We start from the raw sequence: 22,983 nt of genomic DNA, 5'->3' as shown, positions 1-22,983 counted from the left end.
GGCTTGCCCCTGATGCCCGCGGTCTGCTTCCCGGCATGGTCACGGGCGACATAGGAGGGCTCAGCGAGGAACTGGAAGCGGTCATGAAGACGGTGGGTCCGCCGCACCTAACGGCCGTGTCCGGGGACAAAGTTATCAAGTAGGGCGGGTCCATGGATCCGAAGAATCTCCTCATCCGAGAGTATCTGCGCGTATCGAAGGACCGTTCGGGCAGGGGCAAGAGTCCGGATCAGCAGCACGACGAGAACGCTGCCGCCCTTGCGCAACGCGGATGGGATATTCACCCTCGGCCATACCGGGACAATTACCGAAGCGCCAGCCGGTATTCCAAGCAGGCGCGTGAGGGCTTTGCACAACTGATGAGTGATCTGGAAGAAGACGCCTTTGGTGCCGGTGCGCTGGGGTTGTGGGAGTCCGGCCGTGGATCACGCCGGACGGGGGAATGGGTTGACCTCATCGAACCGTGCGAGGAGCGCGGGATCCGCATCTGGGTGACGACGCCGGGCGGCTCTATGACCCGGCCAACGCCCGCGGTCGCCGAACTCTGTTGGAAGACGCCGTCGACTCTGAATACGAGAGCGCCAAGACGAGCAAACGCCTGCAACGTGACATGCGCTCCAACGCCGAGAAGGGCCGGCCGCACGGCAAGAAAATATACGCTACCGACGCATCAAGGATTCTGAAACGGGCGCCCTGCTCCGGGTTGAACCCCATGAGGATGAGGCTCCAGTTGTGCAAGAGGCAGCACGGCGCATCCTTGCCGGCGAGACCTTTTATGCCATCGCCAAGGACTTCAACGAACGTGGAATTCCGCCACGGCGTGAAACTTTCAAAGCCCATCGTCAGGGTCTTGGCTGGACGCCTCCGGCGATCAAACAGATGCTGATGATGCCCGCATACGCATCCAAACGTCAGCACCAAGGGGAGATCATCGGTCACGCTATGTGGCCGACCCTCATTGAGCTGGACACCTGGCAGAAACTTCAGATCGTGATAAGCCCTCCGGAACACAGGCGAACGAACGACTGGCCCGCCCGACACCTGCTCACCGCTATCGCTACGTGCGGGGCGTGCGGAGCTCCGATGCGAATCGGCAAGCAGAACGCTGGACGGCGCAAGGACAAGGTCACCGGGGAACCATTGCCGAGGCCGGTTGACGAGCATGGCAGTGAGTTGCCTACCCGTTCTACAACACGTACATCTGCACCGGAGTGCCCGGGAAGACGGGTTTCCACGTCGCAATGCGTGATTCGCACTTGGACGCCGTCGTTACCGAACTATTGTTGGCCCGACTCGAGCGGCCCGACTTCCTTGCAATGCTCGGAGAGCGTGGCAAGGGCACTGACGACGAGCGCCAGGCACTTTTGGCCGAGATTGGGAAGTACCAGGAGTACCTGGAGAAGGTGCGCAATGAGGCAGCCTAGAATCTCAGGTTTGATTTGCTGATTGATCAGTAGGCCAGAATCGAGCCGAAAATCAAAACGGCACGAAGCGGCTCGAGAAGCTCTCCGAGATAGACCCGTTCGTCCTGCAACTAATGGCTACAGGATCTGTTCGCGAGACATGGGAGGGACTGGGCCTGCCGGACAAGCGGCGCGTCGTCCGTGCCGTTATGACGCCGAGGGTCAATCGCGTTGAACCGGGCGCAAAGGGACAGAGAGACATCAACCACGAGCGTGGCGACGTTGTGTGGCGCTGAGAATCAGGTTGACTTTGAGTACCGCTGAGAGCAGGAACCAGCTGTAGCGTAGCGGCACAAAAGGAAGACGTTCCGGCCGCACTGCACCCGCCCATGCCACTGGCCTGGCCAAGGCGGTGGAATTAGTGCCGGCGGAGGGGCTCCATCTGGAGGTCGGCCGCGTTCACCTAGCCACCGAAAAGGAACACATGAAAAGCGGCCTGATTGCAGTCCTCTGTGCAGTGGTCTTGGTACCAACTCTGATCTCCTGCGCGCCAGGACAGCGTACCGACCAGAGCGAAACCCTGAGGGAGGTCAAACCCATGATCCGCTCCGCGGTGGATGACATCGGGGCAATGTTTCCAGAAGCCTCGGTCCGTACCTCGGCTAACCTTGACGAGCTATCAAGCTGTGCGCGGCCCAAGGACGACAGTCACGACGGGGAGTGGCGGTTGAGCGAGATGAGATGGATCGACCTCAGCGGCAGGCAGGACCAGGCTCGACTTCTTGATGACATCAAGAACCACATGGCAGCCGAGGGATGGGCACCTGGTGATAACCATTTCACCAATGGTGTTGATCGGCTTGAGCTTGCCCATGCGGACGGTGCGTATATTTTCCTGTCCTTTGATGAGAGCTCACCAAACACGCTTGAAATGCACTCGATGTCTGACTGCTATTACCTTCCCGACTATGAATATGCTTCGGATTTCCAGTAATGGGTGAGGAATCCTAATTCCTCCGGCCGGATGGTGAGTTCGGGTTTGAGTTCACATTTCCGGTGAACCCGCGCTTCGGTGTATCAGATTTTCCTGTTAGTTATCCGGTGGCAGGCAATAGCCTCATAACTGATAGCCTTTCTTCATGGCTAAAAAGACAGTTGTGCTGCTTGAAGATGATATTGATGGTTCGGAAGCGAGCCAGACAGTATTTTTCGCTCTTGACGGCACCGAATATGAGATTGATCTGAACGATGGTCACGCCAATGAACTGCGCGAGGCCCTGGAGAGATTCACCAACGCCGGCCGCAAGGTGACAGGTGGCCGCCGCGGCCGGCAGGCCTCGTCGGCTCGCAGGGCCGGGCAGAGCGGCGTCGACGCCAAGGCCGTGCGGCAGTGGGCCATTGAGAATGGCATCCAGGTCAACGCCCGGGGCCGCATCCAGGCAGAGGTCGTCGAGCGGTACCTGGCATCTCACTAGGCCGAAGTCCACAGACGTCGGGCAAGGCCGCCGCGTTATTAAACGAAGAAGCCGGAAAGCACCAGACTTTCCGGCTTCTTTTTTCTTGCTCTGCGAGGGCCTAAACGAAGTGTGCAACCCACGTCAAGCGAAAACGGGCCGACTCCGATGTTTTTTGAAGAAATCCCAACACGCCAAAAAAGCACACCATAATACCGGTTATGGTGTGGCTCTTGTGAAAGACTCAGGTGTGGACCTCGCTTATAACACCGTGATTGCCGGAAACTCGGAAAGACACGCCCGCATTATTGCTGCGTGGCAGTTGGCGTTGGTTTCCCGTCACACACTGGCTGCTTATACCCGAAATCTCACTGACTACTGTTTGTGGCTGGACAGCCACAACCTGGATCTGTTCGAGGTGCGCCGGGTGCATGTGGACGGCTACCGGCACACGCTGGCCGGGGCGCCTTCGACGGTGGCCAGGACCCTGGCCGCGCTGTCGAGCTTCTATAGGTACGCGATGGCCGAGGATGTCACCCATCTCAATCCTGTGCAGACAGTCACACGCCCGAGGGTGGATGCAGACCACAGTTCGACGCAGGGACTCACCCGCGATCAGGCAAAAGAACTGCTGCGGGTGGCGAAAGCAGACAACCTTCGCTCCAATGCTCTGGTCAACGTGCTGTTGTTTACCGGCGTCCGGATCAGCGAAGCCCTGGGTGCGACCACAGCCAATTACAGTCACGACGCCGGCCACCGGACGCTGAGCATCCAGCGCAAGGGCGGCAAGGTTGCAAAAGTCGCAGTTCCTGCTCCAGCTGTCGAGGCGCTGAACCTTTACCTGGGCACGTCGGGTGCTGATGTTGTTCCCATCCTGGGGCACGCACAGAGCCGGCCGTTGTTCACCACCAAAACGGGCAGAGCGTGGAACCGCTCAGAGGCATTCAGGACAATCCAGCGGCTGGCCCGCAAAGCCGGCGTGGAGGGACAGATCAGTCCGCACAGCCTGCGGCACACGTTCGCCACGATCGCCCTGGACAACGGGGTGGCACTGCACGATTTGCAGGACAGCCTCGGGCAAGCCGATCCGCGGACCACCAGACGCTACGACCGCTCACGGCACAAGCTGGCAAAGTCAGCTGGCTACGACGTCGCTCGGGCACTGGCGTAGAGCGGTTTTTACTCCTTATATATAGGGATACATAAGGAGTAAATCCACAGACAAGGACATGGTGCTCGCTCCTGCGGTCGTGGCACTGCATTCAGGGGCACGACCGGGCTCCCGTACAAGGGTCCAAGCTGCGCCCGGCGCTACCCCATGACCTCGAGCCCCTGGAGCTTTCCAAGCGCCACCCCGGCAAGGAACTGTGCCTGGTCGACGAGGACACCGTCGTCAAACACTGCCCGGGGCGAGTGCATGGGTGCCCACTCCGTGGGGTCGATATCCGGAGACCCTGCTCCGAGGTGCCCGTATGCGCCGGGAACCTCCACGAGGACTCGGGAGAAATCGTCAGAGCCGGTCCTCGGGGACGGGCTCTGTACAAACCGATGCTCTCCGAAAAACCTGCGTGCAATATTGCCCCAGAGTTCGGCGTCACTGTCGTGATTGACGGTCGCCGGCATTATCGGAGTGAACGTTGCCTCGGCTGTCAATTGATGAGCGGTCGCAAGTTGCCGGATAAGATCCGGCAACTCCTGTGCGAGCCGCGCTTCCACGCTGGGGCTGAAAGACCTGACACTGGCCCTGAATTCCGCCGAATCAGGTATGACATTAGAGGCTGAACCGCCGTGGAATTGACCCACGGACAGTACGACGGGATCAAAAACGTTGAATCGCCGCGTGATGTATGTCTGTAGCGCGCCCAGCATTTCGGCAGCAACCTGTATGGGATCCAGAGCTTGGAAGGGCCGGGAACCGTGCCCGCCACGCCCGATAACCTTGACGGACAGATCCCCGAAGGCAGCCATGTAGGAGCCGGAACGGGTTGTGAACAAGCCTGACGGCACGTCCGAAACGACATGCAGGGCGTAGGCAGCATCCGGTCGCCTGCCTGCTGCGCTAAGAACGCCTTCCTCCAGCATGATGCGCGCCCCGTCATGCCCTTCTTCCCCCGGTTGGAACATGAAGATGACGTCACCCGTCAGGCTCTCACGTACGGACGAGAGCAAGCGGGCAGCACCGATCAAGCCTGCTGTATGCAGGTCATGGCCGCAGGCATGCATCGCTCCATTGGTCGAGGCAAAGGGCAATCCCGTCTTTTCTGCGACGGGAAGTGCGTCCATGTCACCTCTGAGCAGTACAGTTGGGCGGGCCCCGAGGGGGGCCTCGGTGGCACCTCCCCGTAGTACCGCAACCACGGACGAGGCTGCTTCTCCGAGGGTTACTTCGAGGTCGAGAGCCCTGAGTGCTTCAAGGACCCGGGCCTGGGTGCGGGGCAGGTGCAGGCTAACTTCAGGGTCTGCATGCATTTCCCTGCGGAAATCAACCAGGTCGCTTCCGAAGGACGGGATCGCCGCTGAAGCGCCCTCAAGGAAACTCAGCGATGAAAAGCGCCCCGCATCTGTCGTTGAAGTATCTGTCATTGAAGGACTCTCTCGTGTTGACCGTCCCCGACTCGCTCACATTCCTGGAGTCTGGGGGGAACCCGCTTCTTGGCTGCGGGTCGCGGTTCCGGATTCTTTATTAGAAGCCCCGCCGTGGCTGGCTTTTGCTTGCTGGAGTCGGAAGCCTTTAGAGCGGGAGATCCGACCTGTCCATGCCAATCACGCGGTCGCCGGTGAAGAAGCGCACACCGTACTGGGGACCGTGGCCTCCAATACCGCTGGTACCCCAGAAGCTCTGGCGCGAATTGCCTGCCAGGTCGCTCATGAATGTGCCGTTGATGCGGACCTCACCAGCACGAATACGGGAGGCCACTTCGATGGTCCTTGCTTCGTTGCCACCGAATACGTAGGCATCCAGGCCGGTTGCCGGACCGTTTGCTTGGCTAAGGGCCTCCTCCACCGAGTGCACGGGATGTACCGTGACCAGGGGCCCGAATAGCTCCTCCGTTGCGGCCTCGGCGGCGCACCCGACGATCATCCCCGGTGCCATGAACCATCCGTCAAGATCAGGCAGGTCCCCGCAAGTGATTAGCTTCCCTCCAAGCTCGAGGAGCCGACTCACTGAGGCCTTCAGGCCATCGCGCTGCCGCTCAAACGCCAGTGGACCCACTTGCGTCGACTCATCCAGGGCATTTCCGACCCGGAGCTTGCCCAGCTCAAACTTCATCGCTTCAATGAACCGGTCGTGAATTGACGCGTCAATCAGTACCTTGCCGGGCGCCTCACACCACTGCCCATTCAGGCGCGTCATGCCCTGCACAATGGACCGCGCCGCCGAGCTGACGTCGGCGTCATCCAGAATGATCACGGGATTGTTGGATCCGAGCTCCATCTGCATGACCGCCAGATTGTACGCCGCAGCTTGCGCGACCGTCCGGCCTGCGGAATCGCCACCGGTGAACGAAAGGGCTTCGATCCTGGGGTCCGATGTCAGCAGTGCTCCTGTCTCCGAATTCCCATGAACGAGCTGAAACGCGGCGCTCGGGTAGTCCAGTTCGGTCATGGCAGACACGATAGCCTCGGCGAAGAGCTGGCAACCGCTGGGGGCGTTCTCGGAGGGTTTGAGGATGACGGGGCAACCGGCGGCCATGCCTGCCGCCACCTTGCCGACCACGGTGAACGTTGGGGCATTCCAGGGGCCAACAATGAGGGCCGGGCCGAGGGGCTTGCGCAGGATGACCACAGACCTGTCATGATCAAGGGTCTCCAATTCACCAAGCTGCTCCGCTTCACTGATAGTTCCGCGGATTCTGTCACCAAGCGCGCCGGCAATCAGGCGTGTGGTCCGGATAGGAACCCCGGTGTTGATGCTGTCCTGGACTGCGATTTCTTCGCTCTGGGCATCAAGAGCTGCGGCTACCTTCATCAGGAGCTCAAGGCGGTCCCGGAGTTTGATGTCTTCGAGTTTCCCGGACCTGTGCAGTGTCGCCGCTGCGGCGAGGGTGCGCTCGACATCATCTTTGGCGGTCTTGCGCATCGGCTGCCGGGGTTCGCCGGTATTCGGGTTGGTGAGGTAGCGGCCGTTTTCCTCGAGCTGCAGCCAAGTGCCATCGACAAAGGAGCGTTGCTCGACAAGGTCGGGGGCAATATCGGTCAGTTGTGCTAGTCCTTCAGCAGTCATTTTTGTAGGCTCCTCTGGTTTTCGTTTGTTGTGACCTTCGGCGGTTGATGGCGGGAGGATCTACAGCGCCACATTGCGCAGCTTTCGTTCCGGTCCTCGCGGGACGGCAAAGTCATGTCGTGATTGCCGGACCGGGCTGCCACCGCGAGGATCCACGAGTTGTCCGGGTCAAGGTTTTAGTCGGTCATGGTCAGCACAATGCGGATGGTTGACGCTTCCGCCATCGCTTCGAATCCCTCGTTGATGCGTTCGAAGGGGAGTTGCTTTGTAACCATTGCATCAAGGTCCAGCCGGTTGTTCAGGTAGTGGTCTGTGAACATGTCGACATCGCTGAGGAACCGGTTCGCCCCCATGTAGGCACCTTGAAGGTGCCGGTCACCGTAGACGAGAGCATCCGCGGGGATTCGCAGTTCGGACCCTGTGGGCATGAGACCGAGGATGGTGGCGGTTCCGGTCGGGCTCAGAAGCGAAAAGGCGAGTTCCGCTGTCTGGCTGCGGCCGACCGCCTCGATTGCATGGCTAACACCCTGGGGAAGAAGTGACCGGACCTGGATGAGTGTCTCTGTCGGGTCGAGTGATGAGACAACAGTGTCCGTGGCACCGAAGTTGCGGGCGAGCTCCAGCTTCGCCGGCACTGCGTCAATGGCGATAATTCGTCGTGCCCCAGCCAACCTCGCACCCTGAATGGCCGCTATTCCGACACCGCCGCAACCGATTACGGCGACAGTATCCTCTGGCCCTACCTTTGCGCCGTGAATAACCGCGCCGACCCCTGTACTGATGCAGCAACCGAGAAGACATGCCACCTGGGGCGGCAGGTCCGAGCCGACCACCGCAGCGGATGCCTCTTTCACCAGGAAGGCCTCTGCAAATGCGCCGATACCGCCGAGCGACTCAACGCTTGATCCATCAGATGAGAGGAGCCTTGGCCGATGCCGCTCACGCATCGAGTCGACCCGTTCACACTGGGTCGGGCGCCCACTGATGCAGTTCCGGCATGCGCCACAGGACGGGGTGACGGTTGCGACTACGCGGTCACCGGTCTTAATTCTTGTGACCGCCGAGCCAACACGTTCGACAATGCCTGCGACTTCATGTCCGAGGACAGCCGGCAGCGAGATGTCCAGGGAGCCTTTCAGGTAGTGCAGATCGCTATGGCAAAGGCCCACGCGCTCGGTCCGGATGAGGACCTCATGGTCCTCCGGATCATCCAGCAGCAGTTCGCGGATCTGGAGAGGGGCTCCAGGTTTTTCCAGTACGGCGGCAAGAATCGGTGTAGTCACTTGGCTTCCTTGATGGTTGAGGCGCTTGCAGATGGTCGCTTCGACCATCTTCAGCCCTGGCGGAGTTTCAAAAGTGTGTGGAGGGAACAGCCTTCACGGCCACTATGTGCAAGGTGACCAGCGTCGGCACATGGTGGACTGGCCGGGATTAAAGTCAGCTTCCGCTTCCAACTCGGGATCCGCTCCGGCTGTCATCCACAGCGGCCCACCGCTCAACATGGTGTTCCATAGCGCGAAGGGCTTCCTCCAGCTTCGCCAGCAATGCCCGGGTCTCCTCTTCGCTGATCACCAAGGGCGGGGACAGGATCACCGCGTTGTTCAGCGGAGCAATGCCGGCCGGATAGACAATGAGCCCCTGGGCGAGGCAATCCTGCACGAAGGTGTTGGCCGCTCCGAGCGCAGGATCGGGCGCCTGCTTGCTTTCCTGGTCCGTAACGAACTCGAAGCCCCACAGCAGGCCCCGGCCACGGACATCGGCCATGCAGCGGTACCTGGCTGCCAGGGAGAGCAGTCCTTCTTCGAGCTGCTTACCCCGCTGCCGGACGTTTGCAAGGACGTTCCGGCGTTCCATGAAGTCCAGGACCGCCAGGCAGGTGGCCGCCCCCAGGGGGTTCCCCGAAAAGGTGTGCCCGAACGGAGCGATACCGCTGCCTTCCCTGAGCGCCTCGACAACATGGCTTCGCAGCAGGACGCCGGCAACAGGGGAATAACCGGCACTTAATCCTTTACCGATAAGAAGAAGGTCCGGCACGACGTTCTCGTAGGAACTCGCAAACCAATCTCCCGTCCGCCCGACGCCCGTGATGACCTCATCAATGATCAGCAGCACATCCAACCGGTCACAGATTTCGCGCAACCGGGAGAGGTAGCCGGCCGGAGGCGTCAGGACCCCGCCGGCGGCTCCAACGATCGGTTCCACGATCACTGCTGCGACCGTGCCAGGGTCCTCGTTCCGAATGGCAAGTTCGAAGGCTTTCGCAGCCCGCAGCGCGTATGCTTCTTCGTTCTCGCCCGGCTGCGCGAAGCGATATGCGTAGGCCGGCGGGGCGAAGGAGAACGCATGCAACAACGGCCCGTAGTCGGGGCGGCGTGCTGCGTGTCCGGACATCGACAGGGCTCCCATGGTCATGCCGTGATAGCTGATGTTCCGGCCGAGAACTTTGACTTTGCCCGGGACGCCCCTTTCGCGCCAGTAACTAACTGCGGTACGGATGGCGAACTCGGACGCCTCTGATCCGCTGTTTACAAAGAATGCCCAGTCAAGGTCTCCCGGTGCCAGATCGGTGAGCCGCCGTGCCAAGGCCTCGGCGGGCACATTCGTGAATTGGGTGCGGTAAGTAAAAGCCACGCGGCATGACTGCTCCTTCATCGCCTCTGCAACTTCTTCAACGCCATGGCCGATGTTTGCAGTCATGGCGCCGCTGCACCCGTCCAGGTACTGCCGACCGGCTGAGTCATAAAGGTAGACCCCCCGGCCATGGGTGACCACCGGGTATGTCTTATCAATAGTCTGCTTCAACAGAGCGCTCTCAGAAATGGAATACTCCTTTACTGTCCTGGCGAGCCTTCTGAGGCGTTTGTACCAGGGCCGATAGATGGCCGCTTGCCTCAGTGGAGGTCCGGCGGTGTGCACAGGCCTCAGAAGATGCAGGCTGGGCCATCGAGTTGACCCCGTCAGGCATGACCAGAAGTGGGGTGATTAGAGATCAACGGGTTCGGCACTGCTGTGGTGACGTCGTTCTGGAGGTCACCACAGCAGTGCCGGCCTGCCTAGTTGTGTCATCATCGGGCCCGGCACGAATCCGGGGATCCGGGTGGGTTAGCTCTTGTTTTCCGCCGTCGCGCAGTTCTCGCTTTTGGCCGGTTCGTGCTCCGGGCTGGATACCGGGGGCAGCAGCGCGGCGTACGCTTCGGGCCGTTTTGAGCGCATCACCAGGGCGGTCACCAAACCGCAGACAAACAGGGCTCCCATGACCGTCAGCAGGATGCCTGCAGCCAGGTCACCGCCGACAAGGAGTCCAAAGTTCTGCACGACCAGGAAGACAATCGCGCCGAGACCGATCACCGCAAGAGCGGGAGCCAAGAGCGTGGCCCACAGCTTTCCTGTTGCCTTTCTCCGGAAGAACACGAGCACAGAGAACGAGGTGAGGGCCATCAGAACTACCACGCCGAGTGTTGCTGATCCCGAAAACCATGTGTACGCCTGCGTCACGGGGTCAAGCCCGAGGAGCGCCTCGACCCCAAGCAGGGCAATTGCCACAACCGACACAGTCAACGAGGCCCTGGAAGGAGCCCGGTGCCGGGGATGGACCGTGCCGAGCCCGGAGGGGAGCACGCCCTGCGTTCCGAGGGTGAACAGGTAGCGCGTCAGCACGTTCTGGAACGTAAGAATGCAGGCGAAGAGGCTGCTGATCAGGAAGACCTGAAGGAGAGTCGCCAGGACAGGGGAGACGTACTTCGCGGCCAAACCAACCACGATGCTGGTGGGATCATTCGTAGCCACTTCAACGATGTTGCTGTCGCCGATACCGGCCTGCATGGCCCAAGCGGTGAACGTGTAAAAGATGCCGACAGCGAGAACGGCGATGTACGTTGCACGCGGTATTGTGCGGTCGGGGTCGCGCGCTTCGTTGCGGAAAACAGCGGTGGCCTCAAAACCAATGAATGAGAAGAAGGCAAACATGACGCCCAGCGGGGGGACACCCTCACCCAGACGGGCGGGGGACAGTGAGTCACCGCTCAAACCTTCCGCACCGCCGTGGACAACCACCCCGATATTTACGGCCAGCAGAACAACCGTTTCAATGACCAGGACCACACCCAGCACCTTGGCGGAAAGCTCGACGTCCCGGTACGCAAGAGCACCGCAGATCGCCATCAGCACCAGACTGCACAGCCACCAAGGCAGATCCGGGCCGCCCAGATCGTGAACAGTGGTCTGGGCCGCTGACCCCAGGTATGAACACAGCGCAAGAAACAGGAGCAGGTAAGTACCAAGTGCAAAGGTTGAAGCCCCTAGCCCCATGCCCCGGCCGAGGCCAGTCTGTATGTAGGAGTAAAAGGCCCCCGCATTTTTCACGAACGGCGTCATACGCGTGAAGCCAATCGCGAACAGAAACAGGATCGCCGTGGCGATGAGGAAGAACAGTGGACCGCCCGTGCTTTCCGAGGCAGATACCACCACGGGCCAGCCGGCCACGACAGCTGTCATCGGTGCGGCACCAGCCACAACCATGAACACGATTGATCCGACACCTAGCCCGCGGCCGAGTAACTTGTCGGGGGTCAGGAGTCCGTTGGGTCCGGCATCCACCGGCTCAAATTGAACATTATTAGTTGCCATTCGTCCCTCCCGGACGTTTGAAGCCTAGTCACTTCACGATGCTTTCGACAGGGCGAAAATGAGTAGCACCGCTGAAATCCAACTGCAGTCGTGGCCCCCTTGCCACGCCTTCTGTGAACTGGGTTACAGCCTAAAGTCGCTCGTTACACGCCGGGGTGTCAGCTCTGCACACTATCCCCACCACTCATGGTCGCAATGCACAGTTTTGACGCAGATCACCCCGGTGTGCAGGTTGCACATGCCTGCGATCGATGTGGTGCCCGTCGCACTCGCTCCCTGGCCGGAGCCCGGGCATGCTCGATACAACGGAGCTTCCCAGACTCCACATGGGACTAGGAATCTTTGACGAAGACCACTCTCCTGAAGGAGCACCCGAGTATGAGCAGCATTATTTCCGTCTACAACCCCGCTACAGAGGAACTGATCGGTGAAGTCCCTTCGTACGACCTGGCTGAGGTTGACGCGGCCGTCGAGCGTGCCCGGAAGGCGCAGAACATCTGGGCGCGGAAGCCTATCGCAGAACGCCGTGACGCCCTCTGGGCCATTGCGGACGCTGTCATCGCGCACAGCGACGAGTTGGCTTTGCTCGAATCAACCGACGTCGGCAAACCGCTGGCCGCCGCCCGGCAGGAAGTGCTCGGAGTAGCAGAATGCTTCAAGTACTACGCGGGCATTATCGACAAGATCCTCGGCGACACCATTCCCGTCGACGGTGGCATCAGCATGACCTTCCGCGAGCCGATGGGGGTCGTAGCCGTGATCTCTCCGTGGAACTTCCCTCTGCCGATCGCGTCATGGGGTATCGCGCCTGCCCTCGCCTGCGGCAACGCCGTGATCGTTAAGCCAGCGGCCCTCACCCCGCTGTCCACTGTCCGTCTCGGCCAAATCGTGAACGAACTGGGTGTTGTCGGCGACGCGCTGCAGGTCCTCACCGGTTCCGGGGCACGCGTGGGTAACGCCCTTGCCGAACACCCCGGCGTTAATAAAGTCAGTTTCACGGGTTCCACCGAAACCGGCCGGTCGATTATCCAGGCCGCGTCGAAGACGATGAAGCGAGTCACGCTTGAACTCGGGGGCAAGTCTGCCAGCATCGTCTACAACGACGTTGACCTTGCCAAGTGCGTCCAGGCGGCGCCTATGTCCGTCTTCGACAACACCGGGCAGGACTGCTGCGCCCGCAGCCGTTTTCTCGTGCAGCGGGGGGTCTTCGACGAGTTCGTTGAAGGGTTTATCGAAACGACCCGCGCCCTGAAGATCGGTAACCCGCTCGATGCCACAACCAATCTCGGCCCCCTGGTGTCGGCCGGCCACCGCGAATCCGTGTCCAGCTTCCTGGGTGAAGGACTGAACGTTGTCACCGCGGGCGAGGTTCCGGAGGGTCCCGGCTTCTGGATGGCACCGCGGATCGTCATTGCGCCGGACCCCAAGAGCCGGGTGGCAACTGATGAGATCTTCGGCCCCATTGCCTCGGTCATTCCCTTTGACACCGAAGAAGAAGCCATCGCCCTGGCAAACAGCTCCATCTACGGACTCAGCGGTTCTATCTGGACCAACGATGTGGGCCAGGCGCTGAGGACCGCACGGGGAGTGGAGTCCGGGGCCCTGTCAGTCAACTCCAACTCTTCGATCCGGATGCAAACGCCCTTCGGCGGCTTCAAGCAGTCCGGCATTGGCCGTGGACTGGGCCAGGCAGCCATCGAGGCCTACACCGAACTCAAAACCGTTTTTGTAAGGACTGATCGTGACAGCTGAGACAGGGGAACTGGTCCGCACCGACCAGGGCATCTCTTCCGAAGTTTCCGGTGCAACAGACACCGCCGTCCAGACCCTCAGCGTGCTTTACGGGAGCCAGACCGGGAACGCAGAATTCCTGGCGTCCAAGATCGTGGACAAGGCAAACACCCAGGGCTATGCAGCCGAGCTGATGAGCCTGGACATGCTGACCCCGGAAGATGCGGCGCGCAAGGATCGTCTGTTGATCGTTACCGCCACCCACGACAACGGCCATATGCCGGACAACGCGCAACCGTTTTGGGACCAGCTTCAAAGCGCCGGTGCAGACCTCTTCGAGGAGGTTCCCTTCGCGGTCCTCGCCATTGGTGACTCGATGTACGAAGACTTCTGCAAGGCCGGCATCGACCTTGACGAACGTCTTGGCGAACTCGGCGGCAAGCGGATCCTTGACCGCCTTGACTGCGATGTCGACTATGACCTGACGTCGGGCAAGTGGATCAAGGGCATGCTTGAGACCTTCAAGACAGTTGTTCCCAAGAAGCGAGGCAAAAACCCGGAAGGCTCCTCAGCCCCGGGAACAAGGCCCGCTGACCAGCCCAAAGCCACCCGCCGGGAACCTGACACGGCCACCGTCGTTGAAGCCCGCCTCCTGAGCGCTCCAGAGTCCGAAAAAGAGGTCTGGCACTATGAGCTGCAGGTCAGCGGCGACAGCCGCAACTATCGGCCGGGTGACTCACTCGCCGTAATCCCCGCCAACTCCAGCGAGCTCGTCGATGACCTCCTCGCATTCCTGGGTCTCGCGGGAAGCGAGGTGTTCGGTGACGACGGCAAGACGGTACGCGAGTCCCTTCAAAACGACTATGAGCTGCGGCTGCCCCATCTGGGCATCGTAGCCTGGCTTGTTGAAGACCTCGCGCCCGAGCATCCCGTACGGAACCTGGTCGAGTCCGGTGACCGGAACGCGCTAGAGGACTGGCTGTGGGGACGGGACATGCTGGACGTGCTGCAGGAAACCCGTTCAAGGGACGTCGACCCCCAAGAATTCCTGTCGATGCTGAGGCCCCTGCAGCACCGGTCGTACTCCATCGCATCCAGTCCTCTCGCTGACGACAACCGCGTCCACCTGACGGTCTCCTCTGTTCGATACGAGACTGCCGGCAGACGGCATACGGGTGCCTGCAGTGGTTTCCTCCAGTCCGCCGCACAGACCCGGACAGCCATGAAAGTGTTCCCGCTGCCGGCCCACGAATTCCATCTGCCCCATGACAGCGAAACTGACGTGATCATGATCGGTCCAGGTGTCGGAATTGCCCCATTCCGCGGCTTTCTCCGCGACCGGGAAGTCTCACAAGCCCGGGGACGAAACTGGCTGCTCTTCGGGGACCGCCATGAGAAGCCGTCCTGGCTCTATCAGGCAGAAATGGAAGAACTCCAGAGCAACGGCGTGCTGGACCGCCTCAGCCTGGCTTTCTCCCGGGATCAACAGGGCAAGGTCTACGTCCAGGACCGGATCCGCGAAGAAGGTAAAGACGTTTTTGCCTGGCTGTCGGGCGGGGCTTCGGTCTACGTGTGCGGCGGCAAACAGATAGCACCTGACATCGACGAAGCCCTGCTGGCGGTGCTCATCAGCCACGGTGCAATGACGCCCGAAAGGGCTCACGACTACCTGCAATCCATGAAAAGCGAAGGACGTTACGTCAAGGACGTCTACTAGCCCGCCCGCCCTGGCCTGTTTCGGGGATTTTCCCGCCCCTGGAACCGGGCAGGAAACAAAAAAGCATTGGCCTGAGTGCAGGGACGCGGCCCGGAATGTGACGTGGCTTACCGGATGCATGTAGCCAGCAATCATGATGTGCACCCTGCACATACGCCCGCCAAGCTCCGCTTTTAGTGTCTTCAGTAACCAATATCAATGAGGATAAAGAGGTACACAGTGAATCCGATCACACAGGTCCCGGAGGACCTCCAAGAACTCGAGGCTATCGACATGCAGGATAAGATCGCGACGGCGTCAGCCCACGACGAACTGAAAAAGTTCGTCTCCGAAAACGACATCAAAACCTTCAAAGTGGGCGTCGTGGACCTGGACGGTGTGTGGCGCGGTAAGCGCATCCCCGCCCGGTACTTCCTGGAAAGTGTCGCAGAGCGCGGCACAAACATCTGCAACATCATCTTCGGCTGGGACATTCAGGATGAGATCATTTCTGATCTCAGCTACACGGGGTGGGATTCGGGCTACCCCGACGTGACGCTCCTTCCGGATCTAAGTACCCTCAAGGTCGTTTCCGGGGAACCTGGCGTCGCTTCCGTCATTTGCGATGCCTACGAGATGTCGGGCGAGCCTGCGGCAATCTGCCCCCGGAGCATTCTCAAGCGGGTCGTGAAGAAGGCCGAAGACCTCGGTTACTCGCCCGTCTGCGCCTACGAGTTCGAGTTCTACCTGTTCAAGGGGACTCCGACCGAGCTTGCCGCCAATGGCTGGCGCGACCTGACCCCCATCACGGCGGGCAGCCACACCTACAGCCTTGTCAGGGACACAGGCACCGAGTTCCTCATCGGCGAAATCCGCCGCCGCCTGTCCGAGCAGGACATCTTCATCGAGGCCAGCAACAGCGAAAACGGCCCGGGCCAGTTCGAGATGAACATCCACTATTCCGATGCTCTCGCGGCAGCGGACAACGCCCTCCGGCTCAAGGCCACCGTCAAGGAGGTTGCAGCTGAGGCCGGCTACACGGCATCGTTCATGGCCAAGATCAACCCGGAGTGGGCCGGCTCCTCCGGGCACATGCACCAGAGTCTCTGGGATCCGGAATCCGGCAAGTCGGCTTTCGCCAATGCCGAGGAGCCCGGCGAGCTGAGCGCCATCGGATACAACTACCTGGCGGGGGTCGTCGAGACGGCGCCGGAGCTGACGGCCCTCTACCTGCCCACCATCAACTCCTACAAGCGGACCGAAGGCGGGCAGTGGGCCGGATCCAGCGCCACCTGGGGCCTGGACAACCGTACGGTCGCCATCAGGTCCATCCCGTCGAAGAGCAGCGCTGCGCGCATCGAAAACCGGGTACCGGGCGCTGACGCCAATCCTTACCTGGTCATCGCCGCAAGCATCGCCGCCGGCCTGCACGGCGTGGAGACAAAAATGGCCGCACCCAAGCGGGTAGTCGGCAACGCTTACGCCCTGGAGGAGGGACACCTGGTAAAGCAGCTGCCCGGGACACTGGACCAGGCCGTCGAACAGTTCGAGAAGAGCGAGGTCGCCAAGGCGTACTTCGGTGAAACCTTCGTTACCCATTACGTCCAGACGAGGCGCTGGGAGCTCCGCAAGCTTCAAACCAGTGTCACCGACTTCGAAATCGCACGTTACCTGGAACGAATCTAGCGCCCAGTGCAGCGCTGAGAAGCGTCGAATCCGCCATTTTCCTTACCAAGAAAGAAGAAACACCCAATGACTACTCACCCTGGAAAGATCGCTGCAGTTACCGGAGCCGCGTCCGGAAACGGCCTTGCCATCGCAGAAAAGCTGCTCAAGGAGGGCGCCACGGTCGTAGCCCTCGACCGTGACGAGGCCGCGCTCGAGCGCCTGGTTGGCCAGCACCCGGAAATGGTTCCTGTTGTTATGGACGTCGCCAACGAAGCCTCGGTCCGCAGCGGCATGGCCGAGATCGACGCCAAGTTCGGCCGGCTCGACACCCTCGTCAACAACGCAGGCATCGTCAAGGGCAGCAACTTCGATGACCTCGGCGTTGCCGAATGGGACCAGGTCTTCGCAGTGAACTCCACAGGCCCGTTCCTGGTCAGCCAGGCTGCACGGCCGCTGCTGGAGAAGGGCGCCGCCGCCCGGGGCGACGATTCAACCAGCGCCATCGTCAACATCACCTCTGTTGAGGCCCACATCGTCATCGCCAGCAGCGGGCACCCCCAGGTGCACTACAACGCTTCCAAGGGTGCGCTCCTGATGTTCACGAAGGCTTTGGCCATCGAAACCGCGGCTTCCAAGATCCGCGTCAACGCTGTTGCCCCGGGCTTCATCGAGACCCCATTCACCAAGTCCGTGCTGGAAAACCAGGAGGCCGTGAAGTTCCTCCTCGACCGTACGCCGCTGGGACGAATCGGCCGGCCATCCGACGTTGCCAACGCCGTCGCGTTCCTGGCCAGTGACGAGGCCAGCTGGGTCACCGGTACCACCATCCACGTCGACGGTGGTTGGCTGGTTTACTGACATGAGGTCGCCCCTTATTGCCATTTCAGCGGCCCGGCAAACCGTCGATACCGCCTTTGGCCCGATGCCTTCAACGGTCCAGAACATGGCCTACGCCAACGGCGTGCTTGCCGCGGGCGGCCGTCCTGCCATTCTTCCGTCCACGGCAACAATCCCCGATACGGCGCTCGAAGGGTTCGACGGGTTGATCCTCACCGGGGGCGGCGACATCAGTCCCCGCCTTTACGGCGAGGACCCGATCGACACGGTCTACGACGTGTGTGACATCAGGGACGATTTCGAGATCGAGCTTTACAACGAGGCCATGATGCGTGGCATACCCGTCCTGGCGACCTGCCGGGGGATGCAGCTTGTCAACGTCATTCGCGGCGGAAACCTGGTCCAGGAAGTAAGCCCGGACAGAGGGCATTGGCAGGACAACCCTTCACACGAACCATGGCACAGGGTGCAACTGGAGCCGGATTCCGAACTTGCCCGGATCGCCAAAGGCCTGAGCATCCCGGTGAACAGCTACCACCACCAAGGCCTGGGAAGGCTCGGTAAAGGCCTTCGTGTCGTGGGACGGGAAGGCGACGTCATCGAGGCCATCGAAGCCGATGATGCCAGCCTGATCGGGGTCCAGTGGCATCCCGAACACATGGTCGATTATGACGAAGCCCAGAAGGCTCTCTTCGTGGATCTCGTGGAGAAGGCCGCGGCGCACGCACAGTCAGAGCAACTACTTCAGGAGCAATTCTCATGAGCACAGAAACCGAGCGCGGGCTCAGCCACAACAAGTCAGACTTTGACTTCCACGGACGGGCCCTCGATAACATTTTCGACGATTACCAGGACATGCTCGCCAATGGTCCTGTCGGTCACAGCGACAAGTACGGCGGCTTTTGGTACATCACCAAGAGCGAAGACATCTTCAATGCCGAGCAGGACCCGGACACTTTCGCTGTCGGACCTTCAATGCTCCTTCCCGCCTTCGGCACCGATGTCCCCCTCATTCCGATCGATATCGATCCGCCGACCCACGCTGACTTCCGCAAGATCCTGCTCCCGATGTTCACTCCCATGAATGTTTCGAAGCTGGGACCCGGCATGCGGGAGACCGCCAGGCAGCTGTGCCAGGAAGTCCTCGCGGCCGGAGACGTCGTTGATGTTTCGGCGAAGCTTGCCCGCCCGATGCCGACGATTATCTTTAGCCGGCTCGCCGGATATCCGGAGCAGGACTGGCCCATTTTCGACCGGTGGATCGACGAGATCATCTATGAGCGAACCGCGCATCCGGAAACGGCCTACGCGGCCGGACGTGAGCTGAACGACTACTTCGACCGCCTTCTCGACGAACGGGAAAAGGCCGGACCGGAGGCAGATGCCAGCAATGATCTGATCACCCAGCTTCTGAAGGCGGAAGTGAAGGGCCGGAAGCTCACTCGCGAAGAGCTGCTGTCGTACTGCTACCTGCTCTTCCTGGCCGGGCTGGACACTACCGCCTGGGCGATCCGTTCCGCCCTTTGGTACCTGGCCGGCAACCCGCAGGCCCAGCAGCAGTTGCGTGAAGACCCGGACCTGATCCCCACCGCTGCCGAGGAGTTCCTGCGGACGCTTTCTCCGGTCCAGGCCATGGCCCGCACTGCAAAAGCAGACACAGTTGTCCGTGGCCAGGAGATCAAGGCCGGGGAACGCGTCGTGCTCGTCTTTGGCGCGGGCAACCGCGACCCAGAGGTCTACGAAGAACCGAATGAAATCAAGATTGACCGTGAAGACAACCGCCACCTGGCCTTCGGCGGAGGTATCCACCGGTGCCTTGGCTCAAACCTTGGACGCGCCGAGATGGTCATTGCCATGGAGGAATTCCTGAAAGCCGTGCCTCACTTCGAACGGGCGAATAACGACGAGCCGTGGCACGGCGTCGGCCCGCTTACCCTCAAGATTGGAGCTTGATCACTATGGGAGAACTTTGGGTTGACGGAGGGCGTTGCCAAGGCCACGCCCGGTGCTGGGCTCTGGCACCTGAAACTTTCGAGATTGACGAGGAAGGCTACGCCCACGTCATTCCTGGCCGTGAAAACAGCGGCGACGAACCCAACGTCCGAAAGGCCATCCGGAACTGCCCTGAACGGGCAATCCTGGAACGGGAAACGGACGACGCCGGCGAGAAGGCCGAAGAGGTTTCGACGTCGTGACACATCTGCCAGACCGGGTGGTGATCATTGGCGCTTCGGTTGCATCGGCGATGCTGATTGAACGCAGTCGTGAGCTGGGCTTTGCGGGCGAATTCATCGTCATGGATTCAGACCCGAATGCGCCCTACGACCGGCCCCCGCTGTCGAAGCAGTTTCTTCTTGCTACCGGTCCCGTCGAACCGGCTGAGTGGTGGCCGGAGGCTACTCCGATCCTCAATGCAAAAGCGATCGGGCTGCTCACCGACAAGCGGACCGTCCTGACGGACAAGCTCGGAGAAGTGGTGGCTGATGCGGTCGTCATCGCAACAGGGGCCGGTTCAATCAGGCTGCCAAATGAGCCAGCGGGCGTTCTCAGCCTGAGAACCGCCGAGGACGCCCTGGCCCTGCGCAATGCCGTGGATGCAGGAGCTGCCAGTGCGATCATCATCGGCGCCGGAACCATCGGTGCGGAGCTCGCATCCACACTGGCCCAGCGTGGGCTTGCCGTCACGGTAGTGGATTTTGCTCCACAACCTATGCAGCGCTTTTTTTCGGGACATCTGGGGGAGGAAGCGAAGGCATGGATGCACCAGGCCGGTGTTGTAACTCACTTTGGGGTTGCTGTGAAATCCATTCAGAAAACGGATGCCCAATGGACAGTCCAGGTCAGTGGCCTGGACCTGCACGCCGACCTTGTTATCAGCGCTGTCGGCGCCCGGCCCAACACGGGATGGCTGACCTACAGCGATCTGGACATTTCCAACGGCGTCTGCTGCACTGCCGACGGGAAGGCGCTGCTGACGACCGGTGAAATCGCGAACGGGATCTTCGCTATCGGAGACGTTTCGGCGCGGCAGGCAGAGGACGGAACGTTTCGGCGGTTCGAGAGTTGGACCCAGGCCCAACGGCACGGTGCAGCCCTGGCTGAATACTTCGCCGGCTTCGAATCCATGGAACTGGAACAGGCTCCGTACGGATGGACGGAGCAGTTCGGTCGAAAGGTCCAGGTACACGGCATGCTTCCGCCGGCAGGCGAACTTGTGCAGGTCTACGCTGCCGAGGAACGCAACGCCGCCTTGTACCGGGTCGGATCCGCGGAGGAGGACGCGGCCTGGATCGGTGTCAATGCGCCAAGGCAGTTCAGCCGGGCCTCCATGGGCATGAGCCTTCTAAGCTGAAAAGATGAAACCCCCTGCTGAGCCTGCGGCCCCGCAACCGAATGAGGTCCTGCCCGCTGGCTATCGCCACAAACTCCAAATAGCAGAGCTTCGCGCAGACACCCTGTCCGAGCTCACGCAACTCATGATGGAAGGACCCGATCCACTCGCGCTTGCTCAAAGAGCAGTGGACTTGGTAGCCAGGGCAACAAACTCAGCAGGGGTTTTCGTCTACCTGTGGGATGAACAGGAACAAGTCCTTGTCATGCGCGCAGGCACCCCTGGAGTGCAAAGCCAGCAAGTGGGACGAATCACCCTTCGCCTCGGCGAAGGTATAACTGGCTGGGCAGGGCTCACCAGACAGTCGGTTGTCCTAAACAAGAACATTCAGCAGGACCCAAGGTTCGCCAGCATCAGCGAACTGCAGGAAGAAGATTTCAATTCGATGCTGGTTGTCCCGATCGTGGCACCGACCGGGACCCTCCTTGGCGTGTTCAGCCTCTGGTCATATGAGGAGGAAACCTTCACCTGGGAGTCAAAGCTGATTGCTGACGAGGTGGGAGTGCTGCTTGCCAGCGGCCTGTTGCAGGCTGAGACAGTTGATGACTTGCGGCGCCAATCCGCAGCAGCGCACTTCCTTGTCGATTTCCCGATCAACTCCGCCACGTCCGTCCTGCAATGCGCCCAAGTGGCCACCCAGGCGATTCTTAAGCACATGAGCTCCGACGGGTGCGTCATTGAATATTTCGGGCGAGGTCCAGCCACATCGCCGCCCACCGCTATCGCAATGGACAAGGGCGAGCGAAGCGGAATTGTAGTTCGAACCACTCACTCACGAACAGCAACGTCCGAATTCATTGAATCCAACTTCGCCGGACACGAGCGGATATCTGTCTCCTTTGGCCTGACGAGCACCCGGGGCATCGTCACGTGCTATCGTCCACGCCGTTATTCCACCAGAGAGCTCGATCGGCTCAGCGCCATTTGCTCTCAGCTGGCCGCCCTCTTCGAAGCAGTAGAACTGGAGTCCGTCGGCTCATCCCATGCTTCACGCCTGCTCCGAAGCGTCGGCACGAGCACATTCGCCCGCATTCTCGAGGAGTCAGGCTGGTCCAAGGGCCGCACTCTGCCGGTCCTGGTGCGAGTGAAACGGCTGAAATTCGACTCTGACGCGGTGTCCAGGCGCATCGCCCCCTACCTTCAGGAGCTGGCCGGCCCCCGATCCCTGGTCTTCACGGAAGGCCCCCTCAGCCTGCTCTTTATCGATACCCCTTCCGGCTCCGGAGAAGAGATCAAGGCGAAGCTGGAAACGACTCTTTCTGACCTTGACGAACACCGTGGCGTCTCAGCTTTCGCCGGCGTAGGTCCGCTGGCGCGGGACGTCGCCTCTCTGCAGCCAGCGCTCTCAGACGCCGAAACCGCACTGGCATGGACAGAACTGGTCGGCAAGACATCCGGGAGACGGGTCACCTCTTTTAGCGACATAGAACACCTGCAGGAACTGCCCCTTGTTGGGGAGGGGATGTCTGCGGAGATCAGGGACGTGCTCGCGGAACTCAGGTCCCTCATGCACTACGACGCGGAAAATGGAACCCAGCTGGCCGAAACGGTCGCCATGCTCCTTTCCAATAAAGGATCCATTGCCGACACGGTCTCCAAACTGCACATCCACCGCAACACACTCCGGCAACGGCTCCAGCGCGTGGAGCAGCTCATCGGTCATTCATTCGAAGAAGCCGGCGACTGGCTGCCCACGGGCATTGCTGCGCGACTGGCGATGCGCGAAGGCCACCGCACGGTTCTTCAATGACGGCAACAGCGGCCGGGATCCGCTGAGGAATATTCGGGTGATCCCAAGATCACCAGGCTGTCTATGGCACACACATTCGGATCTTAATGTGCAACCGGCACTGCGACCGCGGCCGTGCCGTTCGCTACGTTGAAGTTGTCCGCCTGGGTCCGGGGACCAAAGGCCATGGGGCTTCGGTGTCCGGGTTAACCGCACAGGATGC

Annotated in this window: 19 protein-coding genes and 1 pseudogene; 15 read left to right on the top strand and 5 right to left on the bottom strand. The window is 60.7% G+C overall.

Annotated features, from left to right (window positions below; genetic code table 11):
- Nucleotides 1-152 precede the first annotated feature (152 nt).
- The 6 genes and pseudogenes from ABIE00_RS14820 (at nt 153) to ABIE00_RS14795 (ending at nt 4,028) form a co-directional block, all read left to right on the top strand.
- Entirely contained in the window at nt 153-683 is a 531-nt protein-coding gene (locus ABIE00_RS14820) for a recombinase family protein (protein WP_354261498.1), read from the top strand.
- A pseudogene (locus tag ABIE00_RS14815) lies at nt 655-978 on the top strand (recombinase family protein); the annotation flags it as partial. The gene ABIE00_RS14820 and the pseudogene ABIE00_RS14815, both read left to right, overlap by 29 nt.
- A gap of 263 nt (nt 979-1,241) precedes the next feature.
- Nucleotides 1,242-1,424, top strand: coding sequence for a hypothetical protein (locus tag ABIE00_RS14810; RefSeq protein ID WP_354261496.1), 183 nt, complete (start codon nt 1,242-1,244; stop codon nt 1,422-1,424).
- A gap of 463 nt (nt 1,425-1,887) precedes the next feature.
- Nucleotides 1,888-2,397, top strand: coding sequence for a hypothetical protein (locus ABIE00_RS14805; RefSeq protein ID WP_354261494.1), 510 nt, complete (start codon nt 1,888-1,890; stop codon nt 2,395-2,397).
- A gap of 145 nt (nt 2,398-2,542) precedes the next feature.
- Nucleotides 2,543-2,878 (top strand): histone-like nucleoid-structuring protein Lsr2, encoded by a 336-nt coding sequence (locus ABIE00_RS14800; protein WP_354261492.1) that lies wholly within the window; start codon nt 2,543-2,545, stop codon nt 2,876-2,878.
- 154 nt (nt 2,879-3,032) lie between these two features.
- The gene (locus ABIE00_RS14795; protein ID WP_354261490.1) at nt 3,033-4,028 is read left to right on the top strand and encodes a tyrosine-type recombinase/integrase; all 996 of its coding nucleotides are present in this window, start codon (nt 3,033-3,035) and stop codon (nt 4,026-4,028) included.
- Nucleotides 4,029-4,168: 140 nt separating this feature from the next.
- Here the strand turns inward: ABIE00_RS14795 and ABIE00_RS14790 are convergent, their stop codons facing one another.
- The 5 genes from ABIE00_RS14790 to ABIE00_RS14770 all read right to left on the bottom strand — a co-directional run bounded on the left by ABIE00_RS14790 (nt 4,169) and on the right by ABIE00_RS14770 (nt 11,600).
- Nucleotides 4,169-5,347 (bottom strand): M20 metallopeptidase family protein, encoded by a 1,179-nt coding sequence (locus ABIE00_RS14790; protein WP_354263368.1) that lies wholly within the window; start codon nt 5,345-5,347, stop codon nt 4,169-4,171.
- A gap of 241 nt (nt 5,348-5,588) precedes the next feature.
- Nucleotides 5,589-7,082 (bottom strand): aldehyde dehydrogenase family protein, encoded by a 1,494-nt coding sequence (locus ABIE00_RS14785; RefSeq protein WP_354261488.1) that lies wholly within the window; start codon nt 7,080-7,082, stop codon nt 5,589-5,591.
- 176 nt (nt 7,083-7,258) lie between these two features.
- Nucleotides 7,259-8,365 (bottom strand): Zn-dependent alcohol dehydrogenase, encoded by a 1,107-nt coding sequence (locus tag ABIE00_RS14780; RefSeq protein WP_354261486.1) that lies wholly within the window; start codon nt 8,363-8,365, stop codon nt 7,259-7,261.
- A gap of 154 nt (nt 8,366-8,519) precedes the next feature.
- Nucleotides 8,520-9,854, bottom strand: a complete 1,335-nt coding sequence (locus ABIE00_RS14775) for an aminotransferase family protein (protein WP_354261484.1) — start codon at nt 9,852-9,854, stop codon at nt 8,520-8,522.
- Nucleotides 9,855-10,184: 330 nt separating this feature from the next.
- Complete coding sequence (locus tag ABIE00_RS14770) at nt 10,185-11,600, bottom strand: APC family permease (protein WP_354263367.1); 1,416 nt, start codon at nt 11,598-11,600, stop codon at nt 10,185-10,187.
- A gap of 486 nt (nt 11,601-12,086) precedes the next feature.
- Here ABIE00_RS14770 and ABIE00_RS14765 point away from each other — a divergent pair, with 486 nt between their 5' ends.
- The 9 genes from ABIE00_RS14765 to ABIE00_RS14725 all read left to right on the top strand — a co-directional run bounded on the left by ABIE00_RS14765 (nt 12,087) and on the right by ABIE00_RS14725 (nt 22,781).
- Nucleotides 12,087-13,460 carry an aldehyde dehydrogenase family protein gene (locus ABIE00_RS14765; RefSeq protein ID WP_354261482.1) on the top strand — a complete coding sequence of 458 codons (1,374 nt, stop codon included), beginning with the start codon at nt 12,087-12,089 and terminating at the stop codon, nt 13,458-13,460.
- Nucleotides 13,450-15,156: a diflavin oxidoreductase gene (locus tag ABIE00_RS14760; protein ID WP_354261480.1), complete on the top strand. Its 1,707-nt coding sequence runs from the start codon at nt 13,450-13,452 to the stop codon at nt 15,154-15,156. The genes ABIE00_RS14765 and ABIE00_RS14760 overlap by 11 nt, the downstream gene beginning before the upstream one ends.
- A gap of 219 nt (nt 15,157-15,375) precedes the next feature.
- Complete coding sequence (locus ABIE00_RS14755; protein ID WP_354261478.1) at nt 15,376-16,821, top strand: glutamine synthetase family protein; 1,446 nt, start codon at nt 15,376-15,378, stop codon at nt 16,819-16,821.
- A 66-nt stretch (nt 16,822-16,887) separates the two neighbouring features.
- Nucleotides 16,888-17,661, top strand: coding sequence for an SDR family NAD(P)-dependent oxidoreductase (locus ABIE00_RS14750; RefSeq protein WP_354261476.1), 774 nt, complete (start codon nt 16,888-16,890; stop codon nt 17,659-17,661).
- A 1-nt stretch (nt 17,662) separates the two neighbouring features.
- Nucleotides 17,663-18,403 carry a gamma-glutamyl-gamma-aminobutyrate hydrolase family protein gene (locus tag ABIE00_RS14745; protein ID WP_354261474.1) on the top strand — a complete coding sequence of 247 codons (741 nt, stop codon included), beginning with the start codon at nt 17,663-17,665 and terminating at the stop codon, nt 18,401-18,403.
- The gene (locus tag ABIE00_RS14740; protein WP_354261472.1) at nt 18,400-19,593 is read left to right on the top strand and encodes a cytochrome P450; all 1,194 of its coding nucleotides are present in this window, start codon (nt 18,400-18,402) and stop codon (nt 19,591-19,593) included. The genes ABIE00_RS14745 and ABIE00_RS14740 overlap by 4 nt, the downstream gene beginning before the upstream one ends.
- A 5-nt stretch (nt 19,594-19,598) precedes the next feature.
- Nucleotides 19,599-19,835 carry a ferredoxin gene (locus tag ABIE00_RS14735; protein WP_354263366.1) on the top strand — a complete coding sequence of 79 codons (237 nt, stop codon included), beginning with the start codon at nt 19,599-19,601 and terminating at the stop codon, nt 19,833-19,835.
- Nucleotides 19,832-20,992: an NAD(P)/FAD-dependent oxidoreductase gene (locus ABIE00_RS14730; RefSeq protein WP_354261470.1), complete on the top strand. Its 1,161-nt coding sequence runs from the start codon at nt 19,832-19,834 to the stop codon at nt 20,990-20,992. Before ABIE00_RS14735 ends, ABIE00_RS14730 begins: the two co-directional genes overlap by 4 nt.
- Before the next feature lie 4 nt (nt 20,993-20,996).
- Nucleotides 20,997-22,781 (top strand): helix-turn-helix domain-containing protein, encoded by a 1,785-nt coding sequence (locus ABIE00_RS14725; protein ID WP_354261468.1) that lies wholly within the window; start codon nt 20,997-20,999, stop codon nt 22,779-22,781.
- The last annotated feature ends 202 nt before the right edge of the window (nt 22,782-22,983 follow it).

The sequence above is a fragment of the Arthrobacter sp. OAP107 genome, assembly GCF_040546765.1.
Taxonomy (GTDB): domain Bacteria; phylum Actinomycetota; class Actinomycetes; order Actinomycetales; family Micrococcaceae; genus Arthrobacter.
The sequence above is the reverse complement of the archived record's forward strand: the minus strand, read 5'-3'. Positions and strand labels throughout refer to the sequence as shown.

Bases quoted from the DNA above. Each gene is read 5' to 3' on its own strand.
- ABIE00_RS14820 (WP_354261498.1), top strand. From the start codon at position 153: ATGGATCCGAAGAATCTCCTCATCCGAGAGTATCTGCGCGTATCGAAG.
- ABIE00_RS14810 (WP_354261496.1), top strand. From the start codon at position 1,242: ATGCGTGATTCGCACTTGGACGCCGTCGTTACCGAACTATTGTTGGCC.
- ABIE00_RS14805 (WP_354261494.1), top strand. From the start codon at position 1,888: ATGAAAAGCGGCCTGATTGCAGTCCTCTGTGCAGTGGTCTTGGTACCA.
- ABIE00_RS14800 (WP_354261492.1), top strand. From the start codon at position 2,543: ATGGCTAAAAAGACAGTTGTGCTGCTTGAAGATGATATTGATGGTTCG.
- ABIE00_RS14785 (WP_354261488.1), bottom strand. From the start codon at position 7,082: ATGACTGCTGAAGGACTAGCACAACTGACCGATATTGCCCCCGACCTT.
- ABIE00_RS14770 (WP_354263367.1), bottom strand. From the start codon at position 11,600: ATGGTTGTGGCTGGTGCCGCACCGATGACAGCTGTCGTGGCCGGCTGG.
- ABIE00_RS14765 (WP_354261482.1), top strand. From the start codon at position 12,087: ATGAGCAGCATTATTTCCGTCTACAACCCCGCTACAGAGGAACTGATC.
- ABIE00_RS14750 (WP_354261476.1), top strand. From the start codon at position 16,888: ATGACTACTCACCCTGGAAAGATCGCTGCAGTTACCGGAGCCGCGTCC.
- ABIE00_RS14745 (WP_354261474.1), top strand. From the start codon at position 17,663: ATGAGGTCGCCCCTTATTGCCATTTCAGCGGCCCGGCAAACCGTCGAT.
- ABIE00_RS14740 (WP_354261472.1), top strand. From the start codon at position 18,400: ATGAGCACAGAAACCGAGCGCGGGCTCAGCCACAACAAGTCAGACTTT.
- ABIE00_RS14735 (WP_354263366.1), top strand. From the start codon at position 19,599: ATGGGAGAACTTTGGGTTGACGGAGGGCGTTGCCAAGGCCACGCCCGG.
- ABIE00_RS14725 (WP_354261468.1), top strand. From the start codon at position 20,997: ATGAAACCCCCTGCTGAGCCTGCGGCCCCGCAACCGAATGAGGTCCTG.